This window comes from Streptomyces sp. HmicA12 (genome assembly GCF_000373565.1).
Classification (GTDB): domain Bacteria; phylum Actinomycetota; class Actinomycetes; order Streptomycetales; family Streptomycetaceae; genus Streptomyces.
Genome location: NZ_KB891809.1, coordinates 113,868 through 134,373 on the forward strand (window position 1 = coordinate 113,868; position 20,506 = coordinate 134,373).

Annotated in this window: 19 protein-coding genes; 8 read left to right on the forward strand and 11 right to left on the reverse strand. The window is 70.3% G+C overall.

Annotated features, from left to right (window positions below):
- Positions 1 to 2 precede the first annotated feature (2 nt).
- The 5 genes from mreC to folC form a co-directional block, all read right to left on the reverse strand.
- Positions 3 to 953, reverse strand: coding sequence for a rod shape-determining protein MreC (gene mreC, locus B072_RS0118415; protein ID WP_018531436.1), 951 nt, complete (start codon positions 951 to 953; stop codon positions 3 to 5).
- Positions 954 to 1,085: 132 nt separating this feature from the next.
- Positions 1,086 to 2,105, reverse strand: coding sequence for a rod shape-determining protein (locus B072_RS0118420; protein WP_018531437.1), 1,020 nt, complete (start codon positions 2,103 to 2,105; stop codon positions 1,086 to 1,088).
- 317 nt (positions 2,106 to 2,422) lie between these two features.
- Positions 2,423 to 2,836 (reverse strand): nucleoside-diphosphate kinase, encoded by a 414-nt coding sequence (gene ndk / locus B072_RS0118425; RefSeq protein WP_018531438.1) that lies wholly within the window; start codon positions 2,834 to 2,836, stop codon positions 2,423 to 2,425.
- A 165-nt stretch (positions 2,837 to 3,001) separates the two neighbouring features.
- On the reverse strand, positions 3,002 to 3,346 hold the full coding sequence (locus B072_RS0118430) for a DUF4233 domain-containing protein (protein WP_018531439.1): 345 nt from the start codon (positions 3,344 to 3,346) through the stop codon (positions 3,002 to 3,004).
- A gap of 5 nt (positions 3,347 to 3,351) precedes the next feature.
- Complete coding sequence (folC, locus tag B072_RS0118435) at positions 3,352 to 4,881, reverse strand: bifunctional tetrahydrofolate synthase/dihydrofolate synthase (RefSeq protein WP_018531440.1); 1,530 nt, start codon at positions 4,879 to 4,881, stop codon at positions 3,352 to 3,354.
- A gap of 144 nt (positions 4,882 to 5,025) precedes the next feature.
- On the opposite strand from folC, the gene B072_RS0118440 reads away from it, so the two are divergent.
- A complete protein-coding gene (locus B072_RS0118440) occupies positions 5,026 to 6,039 on the forward strand; it encodes a rod shape-determining protein (RefSeq protein ID WP_199791067.1) in 1,014 nt (337 codons plus the stop codon).
- Between the two features lie 12 nt (positions 6,040 to 6,051).
- On the opposite strand, the gene B072_RS0118445 is transcribed toward B072_RS0118440, so the two are convergent.
- The gene (locus tag B072_RS0118445) at positions 6,052 to 7,245 is read right to left on the reverse strand and encodes a sensor histidine kinase (protein WP_043244271.1); all 1,194 of its coding nucleotides are present in this window, start codon (positions 7,243 to 7,245) and stop codon (positions 6,052 to 6,054) included.
- A 62-nt stretch (positions 7,246 to 7,307) separates the two neighbouring features.
- On the opposite strand from B072_RS0118445, the gene B072_RS45580 reads away from it, so the two are divergent.
- The 6 genes from B072_RS45580 to B072_RS0118475 all read left to right on the forward strand — a co-directional run bounded on the left by B072_RS45580 (position 7,308) and on the right by B072_RS0118475 (position 12,094).
- A complete protein-coding gene (locus B072_RS45580; RefSeq protein WP_018531443.1) occupies positions 7,308 to 8,042 on the forward strand; it encodes a response regulator transcription factor in 735 nt (244 codons plus the stop codon).
- 151 nt (positions 8,043 to 8,193) lie between these two features.
- On the forward strand, positions 8,194 to 9,345 hold the full coding sequence (wecB, locus tag B072_RS0118455; RefSeq protein WP_026245997.1) for a non-hydrolyzing UDP-N-acetylglucosamine 2-epimerase: 1,152 nt from the start codon (positions 8,194 to 8,196) through the stop codon (positions 9,343 to 9,345).
- Positions 9,346 to 9,399: 54 nt separating this feature from the next.
- Positions 9,400 to 10,767 (forward strand): glycosyltransferase, encoded by a 1,368-nt coding sequence (locus B072_RS0118460; RefSeq protein WP_018531445.1) that lies wholly within the window; start codon positions 9,400 to 9,402, stop codon positions 10,765 to 10,767.
- Between the two features lie 106 nt (positions 10,768 to 10,873).
- Positions 10,874 to 11,050, forward strand: coding sequence for a hypothetical protein (locus tag B072_RS48710; RefSeq protein WP_018531446.1), 177 nt, complete (start codon positions 10,874 to 10,876; stop codon positions 11,048 to 11,050).
- A 59-nt stretch (positions 11,051 to 11,109) separates the two neighbouring features.
- The gene (locus B072_RS46560) at positions 11,110 to 11,442 is read left to right on the forward strand and encodes a sensor histidine kinase (RefSeq protein WP_237499935.1); all 333 of its coding nucleotides are present in this window, start codon (positions 11,110 to 11,112) and stop codon (positions 11,440 to 11,442) included.
- A 91-nt stretch (positions 11,443 to 11,533) separates the two neighbouring features.
- Positions 11,534 to 12,094 carry a hypothetical protein gene (locus tag B072_RS0118475; RefSeq protein ID WP_018531448.1) on the forward strand — a complete coding sequence of 187 codons (561 nt, stop codon included), beginning with the start codon at positions 11,534 to 11,536 and terminating at the stop codon, positions 12,092 to 12,094.
- Positions 12,095 to 12,170: 76 nt separating this feature from the next.
- Here the strand turns inward: B072_RS0118475 and B072_RS0118480 are convergent, their stop codons facing one another.
- Entirely contained in the window at positions 12,171 to 14,801 is a 2,631-nt protein-coding gene (locus B072_RS0118480) for a valine--tRNA ligase (protein WP_018531449.1), read from the reverse strand.
- A gap of 115 nt (positions 14,802 to 14,916) precedes the next feature.
- Here B072_RS0118480 and B072_RS0118485 point away from each other — a divergent pair, with 115 nt between their 5' ends.
- On the forward strand, positions 14,917 to 15,891 hold the full coding sequence (locus tag B072_RS0118485) for a hypothetical protein (protein ID WP_018531450.1): 975 nt from the start codon (positions 14,917 to 14,919) through the stop codon (positions 15,889 to 15,891).
- Positions 15,892 to 15,963: 72 nt separating this feature from the next.
- On the opposite strand, the gene clpX is transcribed toward B072_RS0118485, so the two are convergent.
- The 4 genes from clpX to tig all read right to left on the reverse strand — a co-directional run bounded on the left by clpX (position 15,964) and on the right by tig (position 20,417).
- Positions 15,964 to 17,250, reverse strand: a complete 1,287-nt coding sequence (gene clpX, locus B072_RS0118490) for an ATP-dependent Clp protease ATP-binding subunit ClpX (RefSeq protein ID WP_018531451.1) — start codon at positions 17,248 to 17,250, stop codon at positions 15,964 to 15,966.
- Between the two features lie 168 nt (positions 17,251 to 17,418).
- Positions 17,419 to 18,078 (reverse strand): ATP-dependent Clp protease proteolytic subunit, encoded by a 660-nt coding sequence (locus B072_RS0118495; protein ID WP_018531452.1) that lies wholly within the window; start codon positions 18,076 to 18,078, stop codon positions 17,419 to 17,421.
- 56 nt (positions 18,079 to 18,134) lie between these two features.
- Complete coding sequence (locus B072_RS0118500) at positions 18,135 to 18,740, reverse strand: ATP-dependent Clp protease proteolytic subunit (RefSeq protein WP_051127231.1); 606 nt, start codon at positions 18,738 to 18,740, stop codon at positions 18,135 to 18,137.
- 294 nt (positions 18,741 to 19,034) lie between these two features.
- Positions 19,035 to 20,417, reverse strand: coding sequence for a trigger factor (gene tig, locus B072_RS0118505; RefSeq protein ID WP_018531454.1), 1,383 nt, complete (start codon positions 20,415 to 20,417; stop codon positions 19,035 to 19,037).
- Positions 20,418 to 20,506: the final 89 nt, after the last annotated feature.

The following is a 20,506-nucleotide window of genomic DNA, read 5'->3' on the forward strand; positions in this document are numbered from 1 at the left end:
TCCTACTGCTCGGTGCCGGCGTCGGCGGCGCCGTTCGCGGGCGCGGACGGGGTGGCGGTGACCGTCACGGTCGGCGTGGGCTTGGGTTTGGCGGGCTTGGCCGGCAGGACCTCGTCGCGCGGGTCGGTGCGCGGTGCCTGGACGACGACGCCGACGATGTCGAGCTTGGTGAAGCCGACGTACGGCTGGACGTAGATGGTGCGGGTCAGGTCACCGCCGGACGGGTCGACGCGGACGACCTTGCCGACCGGGACGCCGGGCACGAACGGCTTGTCGGCCTGCGAGCCGAAGGTGACGAGCCGGTCGCCCTTCTTGACCTTGGCCTTACCGTTGAGCAGTTGGACGCGCAGCGGGCGGTCGCCCTGCCCGGAGGCGAAGCCGAGCTCGTCGGTCTTCTCCATGCGGGTGCCGACGGTGAAGTCGGGGTCGTTGGCGAGCAGGACGGTGGCGGTGTTCGGGCCGACCGTCGTGACGCGGCCGACCAGGCCGTCGCCGTTCAGGACCGTCATGTCGCGCTTGAGGCCGTCGTTGGCGCCCGCGTCGATGGTGACCGTCCAGGAGAAGCCCTGCGCGGACCCTATGGCGATGACCTGGGCCCCCTTGATGCCGTACTGGCCGGCGCCGGCCGTCTTCAGCATGGTGTCGAGCTGGCGGATCTTGCTGCGGTTGCGGTCGTCGCTGCCGAGCTTCGACTTCAACGCGGCGTTCTCGCGCTCCAGTTGGCTGATCCGGTCGTGCCGCTCGTCGGAGTCGCGGACCGCGCTTATGGCGTTGCCGATGGGGTCGACCGCGCCGGAGACGCCGTTCTCCACCGGGCCGAAGACCTTGGCGGCGGCCTGGCGGGCACCGTCGACCGGCGAGTCCTCACCGCCGCGGATGTCCACCGTGATCAGTGCGAACGCGATGGCGATCAGCAGCACCAGGAGCAGCCGGCTCTCTCGTGTGTCCCTCACGTGCGGCGGCCGTGCCTTCCTCAATCGTTACTGCGGAGGTTCTTGCTGAGGATTTCTTATGCCTTGCCTATATATCAACGATCCGCCGTACGAAGTGGCAGGCACTCGTACGGCGGACGGCTGCGCGTCGTGTCATCTGCGCGGAGAGGCGTCCAGCACCTGCTGGAGCGCCTCGAACTCCTCGACGCACTTTCCGGACCCCAGCGCCACGGAGTCCAGGGGGTCCTCCGCGATGTGGATCGGCATGCCCGTCTCGCGACGGAGCCGCTCGTCGAGGCCGCGCAGCAGTGCGCCGCCACCGGTGAGAACGATGCCACGGTCCATCACGTCACCCGACAGTTCGGGCGGGCACTTGTCGAGGGTGGTCTTGACCGCGTCCACGATCGCGTTGACCGGTTCCTCGATCGCCTTGCGGACTTCCGCCGCCGAGATGACGACGGTCTTGGGCAGCCCCGACACCAGGTCGCGGCCGCGGATCTCGGTGTGCTCGTCGGAGTCGAGGTCGTACGCGGAACCGATCGTGATCTTGATCTGCTCGGCGGTCCGCTCACCAAGAAGCAGCGAGTACTCCTTCTTGATGTGCTGGATGATCGCGTTGTCCAGTTCGTCGCCCGCGACGCGGATGGACTGCGCCGTGACGATTCCGCCGAGCGAGATGACCGCGACCTCCGTGGTGCCACCGCCGATGTCGACCACCATGTTGCCGGTGGCCTCGTGGACCGGGAGCCCGGAGCCGATGGCCGCGGCCATGGGCTCCTCGATGATGTGCACCTGGCGGGCACCGGCCTGCGAGGAGGCCTCGATGACCGCGCGGCGCTCGACGCCGGTGATGCCGGAGGGGACGCAGACGACGACTCGGGGCCGGGCGAGGTAGCGCCGCTTGTGGATCTTCAGGATGAAGTAGCGGAGCATGCGCTCGGTGATCTCGAAGTCGGCGATCACGCCGTCCTTCAGCGGACGCACGGCGACGATGTTGCCAGGGGTGCGCCCGATCATCTTCTTGGCTTCGGCGCCGACCGCGAGGATGCCACCGGTGTTGGTGTTGATAGCGACCACGGACGGTTCGTTGAGCACGATCCCGCGACCCCTGACGTACACCAGCGTGTTGGCGGTCCCGAGGTCGACAGCCATGTCACGGCCGATGAACGACATTGAGTTCCCCATCAGGATTCGTCTGGCCTTCCCCAAGTGGAGCGTTTGATTGCTTGTCAGGTAGGCGAGAGGTGGACGCGGTGTGGCGTGAAGGCTTCCATCGTAGTCTCGCCTGCACGATCACGGCGCGAGGGTCTTCGCCATTGTCAGCAGATGAATCCCCGCCCCGCTATTGGGGACGTGCCGACGGAGGGTTGCGTTCCCCCAATCGGGGCGCATATGCCAAAGAGCGGCCCGAATTCTCGAGCCGCTCCAGGCCAGTGGCGCTAAGTGACTGAGTGATCGTCAGAAACTGACTTTCCGAAAGTTCGCGGGCGTTACGCCAGACCCGGGAAGAAAATCTTCAGCTCACGCGCGGCCGAGTCCTCGGAGTCCGAGGCGTGGATCAGGTTCTCGCGCACGATCGTGCCGAAGTCGCCACGGATGGAGCCGGGGGCCGCGGCGATCGGGTCGGTCGGACCCGCGAGCTGGCGGACGCCCTCGATGACGCGCTCGCCCTCGACGACCAGGGCGACGACCGGGCCGGAGGACATGAACGCGACCAGCGGCTCGTAGAACGGCTTGCCCTTGTGCTCGCCGTAGTGCTGCTCCAGCGTCTCCTGGCCGAGCTCGCGCAGCTCCAGGGCGCTGATCGTCCAGCCGGCCTTGCGCTCGATACGGCCGATGATCTCGCCGATCAGGCCGCGGCGGACCGCGTCGGGCTTGAGCAGGACGAGCGTGCGCTGGGTCATGTTGGCTGGACTCCTTGTGCGGCCTGGGTGTGCGGGTCCCTGAGGTTACAGGGGGTCACCGTCGGGCCCGCACCGGGGCTTTGTCACTCCGTGGTCGGCCGACGGCCGGTGGGGGCTGGTCGCCCCCACCGGCCGTCGGCCGAAGAACGCACCCCGTGAAAAATCTCAGGCCGCGCTCGACCCCTGCTCCGCCCAGCGCGCCTTCGCCGCGTCGACCTTGCGGCCGAAGTGCACCGAGGCCCACCACAGCGCCGCGAAGCACGCGCCCAGGAAGAACATCACGGGGACGAAGAAGCCGCTGATGATCAGGGCGATCTGCAGGGCCCAGCCGAGCTGGACGCCGCCCGGCCGGGTGACCATGCCGCACAGCAGGACGCTGAGCACCATGGCGACGCCGCAGACCGTCCACACCAGGCCGGTCGACAGGTCCGCGTCCTTCATGGCCACGAGGCCCGCGAAGCCGATGATGAAGAACTCGCCGATCAGGGTCGAGGAGCACAAGGTACGCATGGCGGTCAGCCCTTCCCCAGAAGCAGTCGGGCCTCGCCGACGGTGATCACGGAACCGGTGACCAGGACGCCGCCGCCCGCGTACTCGCCCTCTTCCTCGGCCAGCGTGATCGCGGCCTCCAGGGCGTCGTCGAGGCGCGGCTCGACCTGGACGCGGTCGTCGCCGAAGACCTCGACGGCGATGGCGGCCAACTCGTCGGCGTCCATGGCGCGGTGGCTGGAATTCTGCGTGACGACGATCTCCGCGAAGATCGGCTCGAAGGCTTCGAGCAGTCCTCGTACGTTCTTGTCGCCGCTGGCGCCGACCACACCGATGAGGCGGCTGAAGTCGAAGACCTCGCTGATCGCCTCGGCGGTGACGCGGGCGCCCGCCGGGTTGTGCGCCGCGTCGAGGACGACGGTCGGCGAACGGCGTACGACTTCGAGGCGGCCCGGCGAGGTGACCGACGCGAACGCCGTGCGGATCGTGTCGATGTCGAGCGGGCGGGCGTGCTGCGAGCCGATGCCGAAGAACGCCTCGACCGCCGCGAGCGCCACCGCCGCGTTGTGCGCCTGGTGCGCGCCGTGCAGCGGGAGGAAGACCTCCTCGTACTCGCCGCCGAGACCCCGCAGGGTGACCAGCTGGCCGCCGACCGCGATCTGACGGTCCACCACGCCGAACTCGAGGCCCTCGCGGGCAACCGTCGCGTCCGTCTCGACGGCCTTCTTCAGGATCACCTGGGCCGCGTCCACCGGCTGCTGCGCCATGATCACGGTCGCGTCCTGCTTGATGATCCCGGACTTCTCGCCCGCGATCTCGCCCGGCGTGTTGCCGAGCCGGTCGGTGTGGTCGAGGTCGATGGGGGTGATGACGGCGACCGTGCCGTCGATCACGTTCGTCGCGTCCCAGCTGCCGCCCATGCCGACCTCGACGACCGCGACGTCGACGGGGGCGTCCGCGAAGGCCGCGTACGCCATGCCGGTCAGCACCTCGAAGAAGGAGAGCCGGTACTCCTGCTGGGAGTCGACCATCTCCACGTACGGCTTGATGTCCTCGTACGTCTCGATGAAGCGCTCGTACGAGATCGGGGCGCCGTCCAGGCTGATGCGCTCGGTGACCGACTGGACGTGCGGGGACGTGTACCGCCCCGTGCGCAGGTCGAAGGCGGCGAGCAGGGCCTCGATCATGCGGGCCGTGGACGTCTTGCCGTTCGTCCCCGTGATGTGGATCGAGGGGTACGCCTTCTGCGGATCGCCGAGCACGTCCGTCAGCGCCGCGATGCGGGCGACCGACGGCTCCAGCTTCGTCTCGCCCCAGCGCGTGGCCAGGTCGGCCTCGACCGCGCGGAGCGCCTTCTCCACCTCCGGGTCCTGCGGGCGGGCCGGGATGCCGTCGCCCTGCGGGGCGCCGCCCTGGGTGCGCAGGGTGCGGCTGCCCGCCTCGATCACCGCGAGGTCGGGGTCGCGGGTCGTCTCGGCGTCCACGATCTCGTCGAAGGCATCGTCACCGAAGGGGGTGTCGTCGTCGCTGCTGTCGCGCGGGGGGAGGTCACTCACGTACGCCAGTCTACGGAGGACCCCGACGAGCGCCGACAGCGGCGCGGATGCCGCCCGTCGGGACGGAACGGGACCTTTGGCCTGTCCGTTTCGGGACCTTGGTCCTCATCGGACGCACAGCAACACCCTGCAAACTTGGTGATCATGGACATAGGCATCGATCTCGGCACCGCCAACACTCTTCTCTACGTACGCGGTCAGGGGATCGTGCTGAACGAACCGTCCGTGGTCGCCGTCAAGGAGGGCGGCAAGCACGCCTCCGTGCTCGCGGTGGGCACCGAGGCGAAGGAGACCATCGGGCGCACCCCGGGATCCATCACCGCGATCCGGCCGCTGCGCGACGGTGTCATCAGCGACTACGAGGCGGCCGAGGAGATGATCCGGCACTTCGTGCGGAAGGTCGCCCCGGGGCGCCGTCCCCGTACGCGCATGGTCGTGTGCGTGCCGAGCGGGGTCACGCCGGTCGAGCGGCGGGCCATCGTGCACGCCGCCCAGCGGTCGGGCGCGAAGGCGGTGCACCTGATCGAGGAGCCGATGGCGGCGGCGATCGGGGCCGGGCTGCCGGTGGCCGAGCCGCGCGGGTCGATGGTGGTCGACATCGGCGGCGGGACCACCGAGGTGGCCGTCATCTCGCTGGGCGGGGTCGTCACGGCGCAGTCGCTGCGGGTGGGCGGCGACCGGCTCGACGAGGCGATCACCGATCACGTGCGCAAGGCGCACGGGCTGCTCATCGGGGAGCGGACGGCGGAGGACATCAAGGTCGCGATCGGGTCCGCGTGGCCGGTGCCCGGCGAGGACGCCTTCGAGATGCGGGCGTTCACCGTGCGGGGGCGGGAGAAGGTCGCCGGGCTGCCGAAGACAGTGGAGCTCACCGTGCGCGAGGTGCGGGCCGCTCTGGACGAGCCCGTGGAGGCGATCATCTCGGCGGTGAAGGCGACGCTGGAGTCGTGTCCGCCGGAGCTGTCCGGTGACGTCATGGAGCACGGGATCGTGCTGACCGGCGGGGGTGCGCTGCTTCCCGGACTCGATCTGCGGATCGCTTCCGCCACGGGGATTCCGGTGTTCGTGGCCGACGATCCGCTGGACAGCGTGGCTCTGGGGTGCGGGAAGTGCGTGGAGGACTTCGACGGTCTTGAGCGGATGCTGGGGGCCGCGTAGGCGCCTTGGGGGTTACGGGGCGCTTCTCGCCGGCAGCTCCGCCTCGACCTCGTAACAGTCGCCCTTGAGGCCCGCCTTGAACGTGCCGCCCACCGTGACGACCCGCTCCGCCATGCCCGCCGTACCCGTGCCCGCCGAGACCGGGGGCACCACGGGCACGTCCGTCGGGAGCGGGTTCGTCACCGTCACCCGGAGGCGGGTCGGGCCGGCCAGCGTCACCGTGACGTCCACCGGGGCGCCCGGGGCGTGCTTGGCGGCGTTGGTGAGGCATTCCTGGACCACCCGGTAGACCGCCGCCTGGCGCAGCGGGGACTGGGCGCGGGCCGCGTCGTCCACGGTGAGGGTCACGTCGTTGCCGGTCAGGGCGCTCTGGGCCACCAGGTCGGGCAGCGCCTCCAGGCCGGGGGTGGGGGCGCCGCCCCCGCTGCCCCGCCGGACCACGATCTCGTTCAGCAGGAGGTGCGCGCGGCGGGCCGTCTCCGCGAGCTCGTCGAAGTCCTGCTCCCACCGCTCGCCGCGGGCCCGGCGCGAGAGCACCCCCGCGCGGACCGAGAGCATCGTCAGCTCGCGGCCCACGAAGTCGTGGACGTCGCCCGCGACGCTGCCGCGCTCCTCCTGGACGGCCTGGAGCAGGGCGGTCTCCGTGCGCTGGGCCTCCAGGGCGCGGACCAGGTCGAGGCGGTTCGCGGCGATGCCGACCCCGGTGGCGAGGACGCCGACGGGGACGACCAGGGCGAGGAACTGGCTGACGGTCTCGCCCCGGTGGACCGGCCAGTTCGGGAGCGCGTACGAGACACAGGCCGCCACGAGATAGCCGAGGCACGACACCACGCCCGCCGCGCGGCCCCGGTAACGGGCCACCGAGTACAGGGCGAACTGGACCAGCGTGAGCTCGTGCAGCCAGCCGAGGAACACCAGCGACACCGCGTACGGGAGCCAGGGGCCCCACGGCACCCTGCGCCGGAGCAACAGGGTCGCCGCGCCGAGCGCGAGGACGATCGTGGCCGTCGCGCCGGTGAGGGCGTTGTCCGCGTGGGCCAGGCCCGGGATGTCCAGGCTCATCAGGGCGAAGCAGCCGCCGGCCGTCACCAGGTCGAGGGCGTGCGGGGTGCCGCGCCAGTCCGCGACACGCGGCCACAGCCGCCCGAGACGACGGCCCGCGGCCGACGCCCGGCGGATCGCCCGTGCGCCGGCCTTTTCGTGCATGAGGCCCATCATCCAAGGTCCAGGTACCCGATTCGACCGATATAGGGCATTAATGGAGTGATATGAGGCACTCAGCTCACTCAGCCACGGACGAGACCGGGGACCGGCTCCTGGTCCTCGTCGCCGCCCCCGACGGCGAGGCGACCCGTTACGTCGTGCGCTGGCTGCGGGTCATCGGCTACGACACCCGCACCGCGCCCACCGTCCGGGAGGCGCTGCGCGATGTCGCGACGGACGCTCCGGCCGGGGTCGTCGTGGGGCGGCTGCTGCCGCACCCCGGCGCGTGGGAGCTGGTGCGGCTGCTGCGGGCCGCCGACCCGGTGCTGCCGATCGTGGTCGTCGCGAAGGAGTACGAGACCGACGACGAGACCCGGGCGTACCGCGAGGGCGCCGACGACTACCTCACCTACCGGACCCGGCCCGAGCAGTACCGGGCCCGGTTCGACGCCCGGATGCGGCGGGTCACGAACGCCGCCGCGCAGGGGCGCCGGGAGCTCGGCGACGACCGGCTGCGGGTGGACCGCACGACGCACGAGGCCTGGGTGGACGGCAGGCCGCTCGACCTCACGCCCACCGAGTTCGAACTCGCCGTGGCGTTCCTGCGCCATCCGGGTCAGGTGCTCGGCCGGGAGCAGCTCGTCCGGCTCGCCTGGCATGAGGAGCCGGACGAGGACAGCACCCGGGTGAAGTACGCGGTCCAGCGCCTGCGCCGCAAGATGGACCGGGCCGCCCCGGGCACCCCGTCCCGCATCACGGCGGTACGCGGCATCGGCTACCGGTACGAAGGCGCCCCCTGACCGGGGCTCCGCTCCCGGCCCCGCCCCGCGAACGCCGGAGGGGCCGGACTGCCCGGGTCCAAAGTCCCCGGTTCCGGCGGAGCCACCCGCTGCCCCCGTTCCGCCCCCGTCCCACCCCCGATTCGCCCCCGCGGCGCCGAACGCTGAACGCATGCACGCTACAACTGGTTCCTCCCTCTCCCCCGGCTCCGTGGCCGTCGTCCTCGGCACCCGCCCCGAACTGGTGAAACTCGCCCCGCTGCTGCACGACCTCGGCGACGCCGCCCGGCTCGTGCACACCGGGCAGCACTGGGACGAGGCCCTGTCGGGCCGGTTCCTCGACGAGCTGCGGCTGCCCGAGCCGCAGCTGCTCACCGGCGTCGGCGGGCACCCCCGCGGCACCCAGATCGGCCGCGCCCTGCAGCAGCTGGACTCCCTCTTCGACGCCGACCGGCCGGCCGCCGTCGTCGTGCAGGGCGACACGAACGCCACCCTCGCCGGGGCGCTGGCCGCCAATGCCCGCGGCATCCCGCTGGTCCACGTGGAGGCCGGTCTGCGCTCCCGTGACCGGGCCATGCCCGAGGAGCACAACCGGGTCATGGTCGACGAGCTGGCCGACGTGCTCTGCGCCGCCACCGAGGAGAACGCCGCCAACCTGCTGGCCGAGGGCCACCCCGCCGAGCGGATCCACCGCACCGGCAACACCGTCGTCGAGGTCGTCCGCTCCTCGCTGCCCGCCACCCCGGAGCGGGCCGCGCTGCTCGCCTCGTACGGCCTGACCAAGGACGGGTACGTGCTCGCCACCGTGCACCGCCCCGAGAACACCGACTCCCCCGAGACGCTGCGCGCGCTGCTCACCGCGCTCGGCCGGATCGCCGCCGAGGGCGCGCCCGTGCTGCTGCCGCTGCACCCGCGCACGGCCGCGGCCGTGGAGCGGTTCGGACTCGGGGCGCTGCTCGACGGGCTGCGGGTCGTGGAGCCGGTCGGGTACGGGGAGTTCCTCGGGCTCGCCCGGCACGCGGCGCTGCTCGTCTCCGACTCGGGCGGCGTGCAGGAGGAGTGCACGGTGCTCGGAAGGCCGCTGCTCGTCGTACGCCGCTCCACCGAGCGTCCCGAGTCGGTCGACGCCGGGTTCGCGGCGCTGGTGCGGCCGGGGCCGCAACTCGCCGAGACCGCGCTCGCCCGGCTCGCGGACCGGGCCGCGCTGCTCAACTCCCTCGCCCGCAGGGCCAGCCCGTACGGCGACGGCCTCGCCTCCGCCCGGATAGCGCGCCTGACCGAGCGGGTCGCGCAGACCCCTACGGCCCGGCCGATCGCGGTCTGAGCCCTTCCGCCGCCACCCGACCTTCCTGTCTCCGCCATCTCTCAGGGGGACCCCATGACCATCGAAGGCGTCCTGACCGTCCTCGCCGCGTTCATGACCGTGCTCGCGGCCCTCACCCTGCTCCGCTTCCTCGCCTACTGGTTCGCCGTCTCCGACGCCCTGTGGGAGGACCGGCCGCTGGACGCCGGTGACGTGTCCGCCTTCTCCTGGCACTTCTTCATCCCGTGCCGGGACGAGGAGGCCGTCATCGGTACCTCCATGGCGCGGCTGCGCGAGACGTACCCCGGCTGCCACGTCTGGGTCATCGACGACCACAGCGAGGACGGCACCCGCGCCCTGATCGAGGAACGCGCCGCCTGGGACGACCACATCCACCTGGTGGCCCGCCGGATGCCCGCGGCCCGGCTCGGCAAGGGCGCCGCGCTGAACGCCGCGTACCGGCAGCTGAGCGACTGGCTGCCCGCCGGCGCCGACCGCGGCGACGTCGTCGTCTGTGTCGTGGACGCCGACGGGCAGCTCGCGGGCAACGCCCTGGAGCAGGCGTCGGCCGCCTTCGCCGACCCGGACGTCGGCGGCGCGCAGATCGGCGTACGGATGCGCAACGCGGGCGAGAAGCCCGCGCGGCCCGGCGCGAACCGGCTGGTCGACGCGCACGCCCGCTGGCTGGTCCGGATGCAGGACGTGGAGTTCTCCGTGAACAATGCGGGGATGCAGATCCTGCGCCGCCGCACCGGCAGCGTGGGCCTCGGCGGCAACGGCCAGTTCGTCCGGCTGACCGCCCTGGACTCGCTCGCCGACGGCACGATTCACGCCTGGCCCGACGGAGCCCTCCTGGAGGACTACGAGTCGGGGCTCCTGATGCGTCTGGAGGGCTGGGAGCTGACGCACCTGGAAGGCACGTACGTCTCCCAGGAGGCCGTCACCTCCACCCGCCGCTTCCTCACCCAGCGCACCCGCTGGGCGCAGGGCAACCTGCAGTGCCTGCGCTATCTGCCGCGGATCGTGAACTCCCCGCACTACACCGTCTGGGGCAAGTGGGAGACCGTCTACACGCTGCTCCAGGGGCCGCTGCACGTCCTGCTCGCGCTGACCACCACCCTGTTCGCCGCGCTGACCCTGGTCGCCTGCGTCCAGGACCCCGGCGCCCACGTCTTCGCCCACATGCTGCTGCCGGGCGCGCTGTTCCTGGTGGCGGCGGGCCCGCTCGCCCTGTGGGGCACCCGCTACCGGGCCCTGCGCCGGCGGGACGCGCGGCGCGGCGCGGGCGTCGTCTGGGGGCTCGGCCTGTGGCTGTACACGTACCACCTGTTCTGGGTCTCCTGCCGGGGCCTGGCCCGGATCGTGCTGGGCCGCAACGGCTGGGCCAAGACCCGGCGCAACGCCGAGGCCGTCGGCGTCGGTCCCATCGCCAAGGAGGTATGAGCCACCGTGCCCACGAGCGTGCCGTCGCAGGTCACCGTGCTCGTCGTCGAGGACGACCCGGACGTCCGTCTCGTCCTGTCCGCCCCACAATCCATGGAGGCCCACCATGTCCGCCCTCGCCGCCCTCAAGCGCTCCCCGGTCCGCGTCGTCTACGTGATCGCCTTCCTGCTCTTCGCCCTGGTGATCGTCGGCGTCCTGCCGACGGTCGCGCTCCTCGTCCCGGTCGCCCTGACCGTGGCCGCCGAAGTGAACCGGACCCGCCGCGTCACCCGCCGCGCCTGACGAACCGTCACCGCGGCGCGGTCCAGCGTCGCCTCACGCCCGACGAGTACGCCGACGACCTGCTCGGCAACGCCGTGAAGTTCACCCCCGCCGGCGGCCACGTCCACGTGCGGGCCCGTTACGAACCCGCCACCCGGCACTGGGTGCTGCGCATCAGCGACACCGGCATCGGCATCCCCGCATCGTTCCTGGACTCGCTGTTCGAGCCGTTCCAGCGGGCCGCGAACGCGAACCGGCGACGCGGCAGCGGCCTCGGCCTGTTCATCACCCGTGGCATCGTCGAACGGCACGGCGGCACCGTCACCGCCACCAGCACCGAAGGCACCGGCTCCACCTTCACCGTGGAGCTGCCGCTGCACCCGGTCTCCCTGCGCAAGCGGGGCGAGTCATGAAACCCCCCGGGGCACCCCCGATTGCCGTAACCCCCGCGCCCGTCCGGCGCGGTGACCCCCCGCCCCGCACGCCCGGTGTTCCCATCGCACCATGTGGTACGCACATCAACCCGGCCGCCGCGCACGCCAACTCCTCGGCGACGGCGCGGTTCTGCTCTGGACCGCGCTGTGGGCCGTCGCCGCGGTGGTCGCGCACCGGCTGATCACCCTCGCGGCCCGCCCCACGCCCCCGCACACCCGCACCCGGCTCCCGCTGCTCGGCCCCCGGATGAACGGCACCCTGCACGACGTCGCCCGGGCCGGCGACCGGCTGGCCGACGCGGCGCCCACCGGGCAGGCCCCGTTGCAGGCTCTGGCGCTGCTCTCCGCCGTCGCCCTGTTCGTCGTGCCCGTGGGCCTTCTGCTCGCCCTGTGGCTGCCGCGCCGCATCCGCTGGACCCGGCAGGCCGCCGCCGCCCGCGAGCTGGCCGCCACCGAGGACGGGCGCGAACTCCTCGCGCTGCGCGCCCTGGTCCGCCCGCTCGACGAACTCGCCCGGTTCAGCGACGCGGGACCCGGCCGCCTCGCTGAGGGCTGGCGCGAGGCGGACCCGGCCGTCCTGGACGCCCTGGCCGACGTCGAACTGCGCCGCCTCGGACTCGCCCGGAACTGACGCGCGCAGGACTCAGGGCCCACGCACGAAGGCCCCCGGAACCGTGCGGTTCCGGGGGCCTTCGGGTGCGTAGGCACTAGGCCTGCGGCAGACGCTCCAGCTGGGCCTGGATACGGGCGATGTCCTCGTCCGCCTTCACCAGGCGGGCCCGGATGCCCTCGACGACCTTCTCCGGGGCCTTGCCGAGGAACTTCTCGTTCCCGAGCTTGCCCTCGGCCTGCGCCTTGTCCTTCTCGGCCGCGGCGAGGTCCTTGGCGAGGCGCTTGCGCTCCGCCGCCACGTCGATCGCGCCGGACAGGTCGAGCGCCACCTCGGCGCCCGCGACCGGCAGCGTGGCCGTGGCGCTGAAGCCCTCGCCCTGCGGCTGCAGCTTCAGCAGCTGACGGATGGCGGTCTCGTGCGGGGCGAGCGCCGTGCCGTCCAGGGTGAGCCGCGCCGGCACGCGCTGGCCCGCCTTCAGACCCTGCTCGCCCTTGAACCGGCGGACCTCGGTGACGACCTGCTGGACCGTCTCGATCTCCCGCTCGGCCGCGTCGTCACGGAAGCCACTGTCCTTGGGCCAGTCGGCGACGACGACGGACTCGCCACCGGTCAGCGTGGTCCACAACGTCTCCGTCACGAACGGCACGATCGGGTGCAGCAGCCGCAGCGTGACGTCGAGGACCTCGCCGAGGACCCGGCCGGACACCTTGGCCGGCTCGCCGCCCGCCATGAACGTCGTCTTCGACAGCTCGACGTACCAGTCGAAGACCTCGTCCCACGCGAAGTGGAAGAGCGCGTCGGAGACCTTGGCGAACTGGAAGTCGTCGTAGAACGCGTCGACGTCGGCGACCGTCTTGTTCAGCCGGGACAGGATCCACCGGTCGGTGGCCGTCATCTCGGACGGCTCCGGCAGCGGGCCCTCGATCGTCGCGCCGTTCATCAGCGCGAAGCGCGTGGCGTTCCAGATCTTGTTGGCGAAGTTGCGGGAGGCCTGGACCCAGTCCTCACCGATCGGCACGTCCGCGCCGGGGTTGGCGCCGCGGGCGAGCGTGAAGCGGACGGCGTCCGAGCCGTACGCGTTCATCCAGTCGATCGGGTCGACCGCGTTCGGGTTCGACTTCGACATCTTCTTGCCGAACTCGTCGCGGACCAGACCGGTGAGCGCGACCTTCTTGAACGGGATCTCGCCGTCCATCGCGTACAGGCCGAACATCATCATCCGGACGACCCAGAAGAAGATGATGTCGTGGCCGGTGAGCAGGACGTCGGTCGGATAGAACTTCTCGAGGTCCGGGGTCTCCTCGGGCCAGCCCAGCGTCGAGAACGGCCACAGACCGGACGAGAACCAGGTGTCGAGGACGTCCTCGTCCTGCGTCCACCCCTCGGCCTCGGTGCCCGGCGGCTGCTCGTCGGGACCGACGCAGACGACCTCGCCGTTCGGCCCGTACCAGACCGGGATGCGGTGGCCCCACCACAACTGCCGCGAGATGCACCAGTCGTTGAGGTTGTCGACCCACTCGAAGTAGCGCCGCTCCATGTCCTTCGGGTGGAGCTCGACGCTGCCGTCACGGACGGCGTCACCGGCCGCCTTGGCCAGCGTCTCGACCTTGACCCACCACTGCAGCGACAGACGCGGCTCGATGGTGGTCTTGCAGCGGGAGCAGTGACCGACGGAGTGGACGTACGGACGCTTCTCGGCGACGATCCGGCCTTGCTCGCGCAGCGCGGCGACGATCGCGGAGCGCGCCTCGAACCGGTCGAGCCCCTGGAACGGACCGGGCACGGTGATGACCGCCCGCTCGTCCATGATCGTCATCGTCTCGAGGTCGTGCCGCTGCCCGATCGCGAAGTCGTTCGGGTCGTGTGCCGGGGTCACCTTGACGGCGCCGGTCCCGAACTCCGGGTCGACGTGCTCGTCCGCGACGACCGGGATGGTCCGGTCGGTCAGCGGCAGCTTGATCCGCTTGCCGATGAGGTGCGCGTACCGCTCGTCGTCCGGGTGGACGGCGACGGCCGTGTCACCCAGCATCGTCTCGACACGGGTGGTGGCGACGACGACGGTCTCGTCGCCCTCCCCGTACTGCAGCGACACCAGCTCACCGTCGTCGTCCTGGTAGTCCACCTCGATGTCCGAGATGGCCGTCAGGCAGCGCGGGCACCAGTTGATGATGCGCTCGGCACGGTAGATCAGCTCGTCGTCGTACAGGTCCTTGAAGATCGTCTGGACGGCGCGGGACAGCCCCTCGTCCATCGTGAACCGCTCACGCGACCAGTCCAGACCCGCGCCGAGGCGCTTGAGCTGCCCCAGAATGCGGCCGCCGTATTCGTTCTTCCACTGCCACGTCTTCTCGACGAAGGCCTCACGGCCGATGTCCTGCCGGGACTTGCCCTCCTCGGCGAGCTGCTGCTCGACCTTGTTCTGCGTCGCGATACCGGCGTGGTCCATGCCCGGCAGCCACAGGGTCTCGAAACCCTGCATGCGCTTGCGGCGCGTGAGCGCGTCCATCAGCGTCACCTGGAACGCGTGGCCCAGGTGCAGGGCACCCGTGACGTTCGGCGGCGGAATGACGATCGTGTACGGCGGCTTCTCGCTCTTGGCGTCCGCGGTGAAATACCCCCGGTCTACCCAGCGCGCATACAGCGTCTCCTCTACCTCGGCCGGCGCGTACTGGGTCGGCAGTTCGGTGGTGGGCGCTGGGTTCTGCTGCGATGAGTTCTCGGTCACGGAGCCAGTTTAGAGGGGTCACGGTCTCGTACTGAAACCGAATCCGGTGGCCTGATGCGTACTCCCGTACGCCAGGATGTCAGGAGCACATAAGCATCGGGAGGGAACCCATCCAATGAGCTACAACCAGCCGGGCCCCTACGGAGGCCAGCAGCCGCAGCAGCCCGGACCCTACGGCCAGCCGCAGCAGCCGGGTCCGTACGGGCAGCAGCCCCAGGCCCCTCAGCCCGGCTACGGGTACCCGCAGCAGGCGCCGCCCGGTGTCCCGCCCCAGCAGCCGAACCCGTACGGCCAGCAGCCCCAGGCCCCTCAGCAGGGCTACGGCTACCCGCAGCAGCAGGCTCCGTACGGCCAGGACCAGTACGGGCAGCAGTACCCGCCGGCGCCCCCGACGAGCGGCGGTGGCGGCAAGAAGACGGGCCTGATCATCGGCGCGGTCGCGGTCGTCGCGGCGCTCGGTGTGGGGGCGTACTTCGTGCTGGGCGGGGGCGGTGGGGGTGGCGCCTCGGTCGCGGACGACGGCGCGCACAAGCTGACGACGCCGGCGACGGTGCTGGGCGAGTACCAGAAGGAGGACTCCTCGTCGTCGGGCGGCTTCAGCTCGTCGGACATGCAGGACGCCGAGAAGCAGGGCCTGAAGAACGGGAAGCCCGTCGCCGCCGGCTACCAGGTCAAGGACTCCTCCAACCCGCTGGGCGGCAAGGTGCTGCAGTTCCAGGGCGCCTACGGCGAGATCGACGACCCGGAGAAGCTCGTCGACGGCATGTTCGACAAGGGTGCGCTGGAGATCACGAAGGGCAGCAGCAGCGACGGCAAGGCCACGCTCGTCGGCGACCCCAGCGACTACAGCACGGACGACGTCACCCTGAAGTGCCAGGAACTGACGATGGAGAGCACCGGCTCCGCGTCCGGCAGCTCCACGACTCCCAAGGAGATGCACATGCCGGTGTGCATCTGGAGCGACCACAGCACGATGGCGATCATCACCTCCGCGGAGATCGCCGACATGATGGCCGGCAAGTCCCCGGACTTGAAGGCTGCGGCGGACCTCGCCGCCAAGCTCCGCAAGGAAGTCCGCGTCCCCGCGTAACACCCACGGCGGCACGCGAAGGGCCCCGGCGGATCTCCCGCCGGGGCCCTTCCTGCGTCAACCGTCGTACGGCTACGCCGACTTCATCTCCCCGCTGCCGCCGCCCCGCGCGTCCCGCGGAATCAGCGTCGGGTTCACGTTCGAGTGAACGGCGTCCGCCGTGATGACGACCCGGGCCACGTCCTTGCGGGACGGGACCTCGTACATCACCGACTGGAGGACCTCCTCCATGATGGCCCGCAGGCCACGCGCGCCGGTGCGGCGCAGGATCGCCTGGTCGGCGATGGCCTCCAGGGCCTCGCGCTCGAAGTCCAGCTCCACACCGTCGAGTTCGAAGAGGCGCTGGTACTGCTTGACCAGTGCGTTGCGCGGCTCGACGAGGATCTGGAGCAGGGCCTCGCGGTCCAGGTTGTGGACCGAGGTGATGACCGGGAGACGGCCGATGAACTCCGGGATCATCCCGAACTTCACCAGGTCCTCCGGCATGACCTCCTGGAACTGGTCCTTCTCCTCCAGCTCGCGCTTGGAGTGGATCGTCGCGCCGAAGCCGATGCCCTTGGCGCCGGCCCGCGACTCGATGATCTTCTCCAGGCCGGCGAACGCGCCGCCCACGATGAACAGCACGTTCGTCGTGTCGATCTGGATGAACTCCTGGTGCGGGTGCTTGCGGCCGCCCTGCGGGGGCACGGAGGCAGTGGTGCCCTCCAGGATCTTGAGCAGGGCCTGCTGGACGCCCTCGCCGCTCACATCGCGGGTGATCGACGGGTTCTCGGACTTCCGAGCCACCTTGTCGATCTCGTCGATGTAGATGATCCCGGTCTCCGCCTTCTTGACGTCGTAGTCGGCGGCCTGGATCAGCTTCAGCAGGATGTTCTCGACGTCCTCGCCGACATAGCCCGCCTCGGTGAGCGCCGTGGCGTCCGCGATCGCGAACGGGACGTTCAGCATGCGGGCCAGGGTCTGGGCGAGCAGTGTCTTGCCCGAGCCGGTCGGGCCGAGCAGCAGGATGTTGGACTTCGCCAGTTCGATGGCGTCCTCACGGCTGCTGCCCCCGCCGTTCTCCCCGGCCTGGACGCGCTTGTAGTGGTTGTAGACCGCCACGGAGAGCGCCTTCTTGGCGGCCTCCTGGCCTACGACGTAGCCCTCGAGGAACTCGTAGATCTCGCGCGGCTTGGGAAGTTCTTCCCAGCGCACTTCACTCGTCTCCGCGAGCTCTTCCTCGATGATCTCGTTGCAGAGGTCGATGCACTCGTCGCAGATGTATACACCGGGGCCTGCGATGAGCTTCTTGACCTGCTTCTGACTCTTTCCGCAGAACGAGCACTTGAGCAGATCGCCGCCGTCACCGATGCGTGCCACGAGGTGCTTCCCCTTCGCCTGGGAGACGCCACGTTCAGCGGCTCCTGGTGCCTGTATCCGACGGTACCTTGCCGGGCCCCCCGTTCGGGCCCCCCTTGGCACGGTTCACTTCCTCCGGTGGGGAGTTCGTTGTCCGTGCCAAGGGATGGCAGACGATACAGCGAGCCGTTACGCGATCGCCTCGTTGTTCATCTTGCGCGTCGAGATGATCTGGTCGACCAGGCCGTACGCGAGCGCGTCCTCGGCCGTCAGGATCTTGTCGCGCTCGATGTCGTCGCGGATCTTCTCGATCGGCGTCGTCGAGTGCTTGGCCAGCATCTCCTCCAGCTGCGTACGCATCCGGAGGATCTCGTTGGCCGCGATCTCCAGGTCGGAGAGCTGCTCACGGCCGGTGCCGCCGGAGGGCTGGTGGATCAGCACGCGGGCGTTCGGCAGGGCCATGCGCTTGCCCGGCGTACCGGCGGCGAGGAGCACAGCGGCCGCGGAGGACGCCTGGCCCATGCAGACCGTCTGGATGTCCGGCTTCACGAACTGCATCGTGTCGTAGATGGCCGTGAGGGCCGTGAACGAGCCACCGGGGCTGTTGATGTAGATGGAGATGTCACGGTCCGGGTCCATCGACTCCAGGCACAGCAGCTGCGCCATGACGTCGTTGGCCGACGCGTCGTCGATCTGGACGCCGAGGAAGATCACGCGCTCCTCGAAGAGCTTCGCGTACGGGTCGTACTCACGCACGCCCTGCGAGGTGCGCTCGACGAAGCGCGGGATCACGTAGCGGTTGTCGACCTGCGGGCCCGTGTAGAGGCCGCTGCCGGGGATGTTGTTCATGATGGCGGTGTTCCGTCCTGGTGAGGGAGGCAGTGGGCTTGAATCGGGGCCTGTGATCAGGCGCCGGTGCCGCCGCCGCCCGGAACACCCGTAGCGGCAGTGATGATCTCGTCGATGAGGCCGTACTCCTTGGCCTCCTCCGCGGTGTACCAGCGGTCGCGGTCACCGTCACGGATGATCGTCTCGACGGTCTGGCCGGAGTGCTGGGCCGTGATCCTCGCCATGCGCTGCTTCGTGCGCAGCAGGTACTCGGCCTGGATCTTGACGTCGGAGGCCGTACCGCCGATGCCGGCGGAGCCCTGGTGCATCAGGATGTCGGTGTTCGGGAGCGCGAAGCGCTTGCCCGCCGAACCGCCCGTGAGCAGGAACTGGCCCATCGAGGCCGCCATGCCCATACCGATCGTCACCACGTCGTTCGGGATGTACTGCATGGTGTCGTAGATCGCCATGCCGGCCGTCACCGAGCCGCCGGGGCTGTTGATGTAGAGGTAGATGTCCTTGTCCGGGTCGGCGGCAAGGAGCAGCATCTGCGCGGTGATCTTGTTCGCGATGTCGTCGTCGACCTGCTGGCCGAGGAAGACGATCCGCTCGCCGAGCAGCCGGTTGTAGACATGGTCGCCGAGGCCACCACCGATGGACGGCTCGCCGGCGGCGGAAGGCATCAGATTCGTCACGTATCCACCTGCTCGTCTCTGACGGCTACGCGCCGTCTCGCGTCTCTAGCTGGGGGCGGGGCCCTTGCTCAGGACTCCCCTGCCCTCCTCTTCATGGACCCTAACGCGCGGGTCCCTTCGGGGAATCCCGCGAAGGGAACTGTTCGCTGTGAGCGCAGGGTGCCCCGCAAGGGGGCGGGGAGCCGCGCGACCAGCCACGTACGGGCCGTACAGCGCCCCTGGCGGGGCGCGACAGGCCCCCGGGACGTGTCCCGGGGGCCTGTCGTGTGACTACGGGGAGGCTCAGGCCTCCGTCTTCTCCTCGGCGGAGTCGGTGGACTCGGCGGCGGCCTCGGTGGCCTCCGTCTCCTCCTCGTCGTCCTCCAGGTCGACGACCTCGCCGTTGGTGTCCTTGACGGTGGCGGCCTCGACGACCACGGCAAGGGCCTTGCCGCGGGCGACCTCGCCGACCAGCATCGGGACCTGGCCACCCTCGACGACGGCCTGGGCGAACTGGTCGGGGGACATGCCGGAGGAGGCGGCGCGACGCATGAGGTGCTCGGTGAGCTCCTCCTGGTTCACGTTCAGCTTCTCCTTGTTGACGAGCTCGTCGAGGACGAACTGCGTCTTGATGCCCTTGACGGCCTGCTCGCGCGTCTCGGCGTCGAACTCCTCGACCGTCTTGCCCTGGATCTCGAGGTACTTCTCGATGTCCAGGCCCATCTGGCCGAGCTGGTGGTGCTCCAGGTTGTGCTTGCGGGTCTGGACCTCGTCCTCGAGCAGCTTCTCGGGAACGGGGACCTCGACCAGCTCGAGCAGCTTCTCCAGGACGCGCTCCTGGGCCTGCGTGGCCTGGTCGTACTGCTTCATGTTCTCGAGTCGCTTGCGGCTGTCGGCCTTCAGCTCGTCGAGGGTGTCGAACTCGGAGGCGAGCTGGGCGAACTCGTCGTCCAGGGCCGGGAGTTCGCGGGCGGCGACCTGGGTGACCTTGACGGTGACCTCGGCGTCCTTGCCCTCGGCGCTGCCGCCCTTGAGCTGCGAGGTGAAGGTGGCCTCGCCACCGGCCTCCAGGCCCTTGACGGCCTCGTCGATGCCGTCGAGGAGCTCGCCCGAGCCGATGGTGTAGGAGACGCCGGAAGCGACGCCGTCCTCGAGGACCTCGCCCTCGACCTTGGCCTCCAGGTCGATGGTGACGACGTCGCCGTCCTCGGCGGCGCGCTCGACCGGGGAGGTCGAGGCGAAGCGGTCGCGCAGCTGCTCGACCGACTTGTCGACGTCCTCGTCGGTGACCTCGACCGCGTCGACCTCGACCTCGATGCCGGAGTAGTCCGGGATCTCGATGGCCGGGCGGACGTCGACCTCGGCGGTGAAGTTCAGCGTCTCGCCGTCCTTCAGCTCCGTGATGTCGACCTCGGGCTGGCCCAGGACGTTGAGCTCCGCCTCATTGACGGCCTCGGTGTAGAACTTCGGGAGCGCGTCGTTGACGGCCTCCTCCAGCACCGCACCGCGGCCGAAGCGCTGGTCGATGACGCGGGCCGGGATCTTGCCCTTGCGGAAGCCCTTCACCGTGACCTGCTGGTTGATCTTCTTGTACGCCGCGTCGAGGCTGTCCTTGAGCTCCTCGAAGGGCACCTCAATGCTGAGCCGAACCCGGGTCGGGTTCAGGGTCTCGACGGCGCTCTTCACGGTGGGTCTCCTTGGGGGCTGACTTCAGGAATCGTGCCCGGCTTAGAGACACACGGGCATGCAGCTTGCATAGTAACGGCACGCCGGAG

What these genes read in the sequence shown, in the direction of transcription:
- B072_RS0118420 (WP_018531437.1), bottom strand. Translation starts at nt 2,105, where the DNA reads ATGTCGTTCATCGGCCGTGACATGGCTGTCGACCTCGGGACCGCCAAC.
- ndk (WP_018531438.1), bottom strand. Translation starts at nt 2,836, where the DNA reads ATGACCCAGCGCACGCTCGTCCTGCTCAAGCCCGACGCGGTCCGCCGC.
- B072_RS0118430 (WP_018531439.1), bottom strand. Translation starts at nt 3,346, where the DNA reads ATGCGTACCTTGTGCTCCTCGACCCTGATCGGCGAGTTCTTCATCATC.
- B072_RS0118440 (WP_199791067.1), top strand. Translation starts at nt 5,026, where the DNA reads ATGGACATAGGCATCGATCTCGGCACCGCCAACACTCTTCTCTACGTA.
- B072_RS0118445 (WP_043244271.1), bottom strand. Translation starts at nt 7,245, where the DNA reads ATGCACGAAAAGGCCGGCGCACGGGCGATCCGCCGGGCGTCGGCCGCG.
- B072_RS45580 (WP_018531443.1), top strand. Translation starts at nt 7,308, where the DNA reads ATGAGGCACTCAGCTCACTCAGCCACGGACGAGACCGGGGACCGGCTC.
- wecB (WP_026245997.1), top strand. Translation starts at nt 8,194, where the DNA reads ATGCACGCTACAACTGGTTCCTCCCTCTCCCCCGGCTCCGTGGCCGTC.
- B072_RS0118460 (WP_018531445.1), top strand. Translation starts at nt 9,400, where the DNA reads ATGACCATCGAAGGCGTCCTGACCGTCCTCGCCGCGTTCATGACCGTG.
- B072_RS48710 (WP_018531446.1), top strand. Translation starts at nt 10,874, where the DNA reads ATGTCCGCCCTCGCCGCCCTCAAGCGCTCCCCGGTCCGCGTCGTCTAC.
- B072_RS0118475 (WP_018531448.1), top strand. Translation starts at nt 11,534, where the DNA reads ATGTGGTACGCACATCAACCCGGCCGCCGCGCACGCCAACTCCTCGGC.
- B072_RS0118485 (WP_018531450.1), top strand. Translation starts at nt 14,917, where the DNA reads ATGAGCTACAACCAGCCGGGCCCCTACGGAGGCCAGCAGCCGCAGCAG.
- B072_RS0118495 (WP_018531452.1), bottom strand. Translation starts at nt 18,078, where the DNA reads ATGAACAACATCCCCGGCAGCGGCCTCTACACGGGCCCGCAGGTCGAC.
- B072_RS0118500 (WP_051127231.1), bottom strand. Translation starts at nt 18,740, where the DNA reads ATGCCTTCCGCCGCCGGCGAGCCGTCCATCGGTGGTGGCCTCGGCGAC.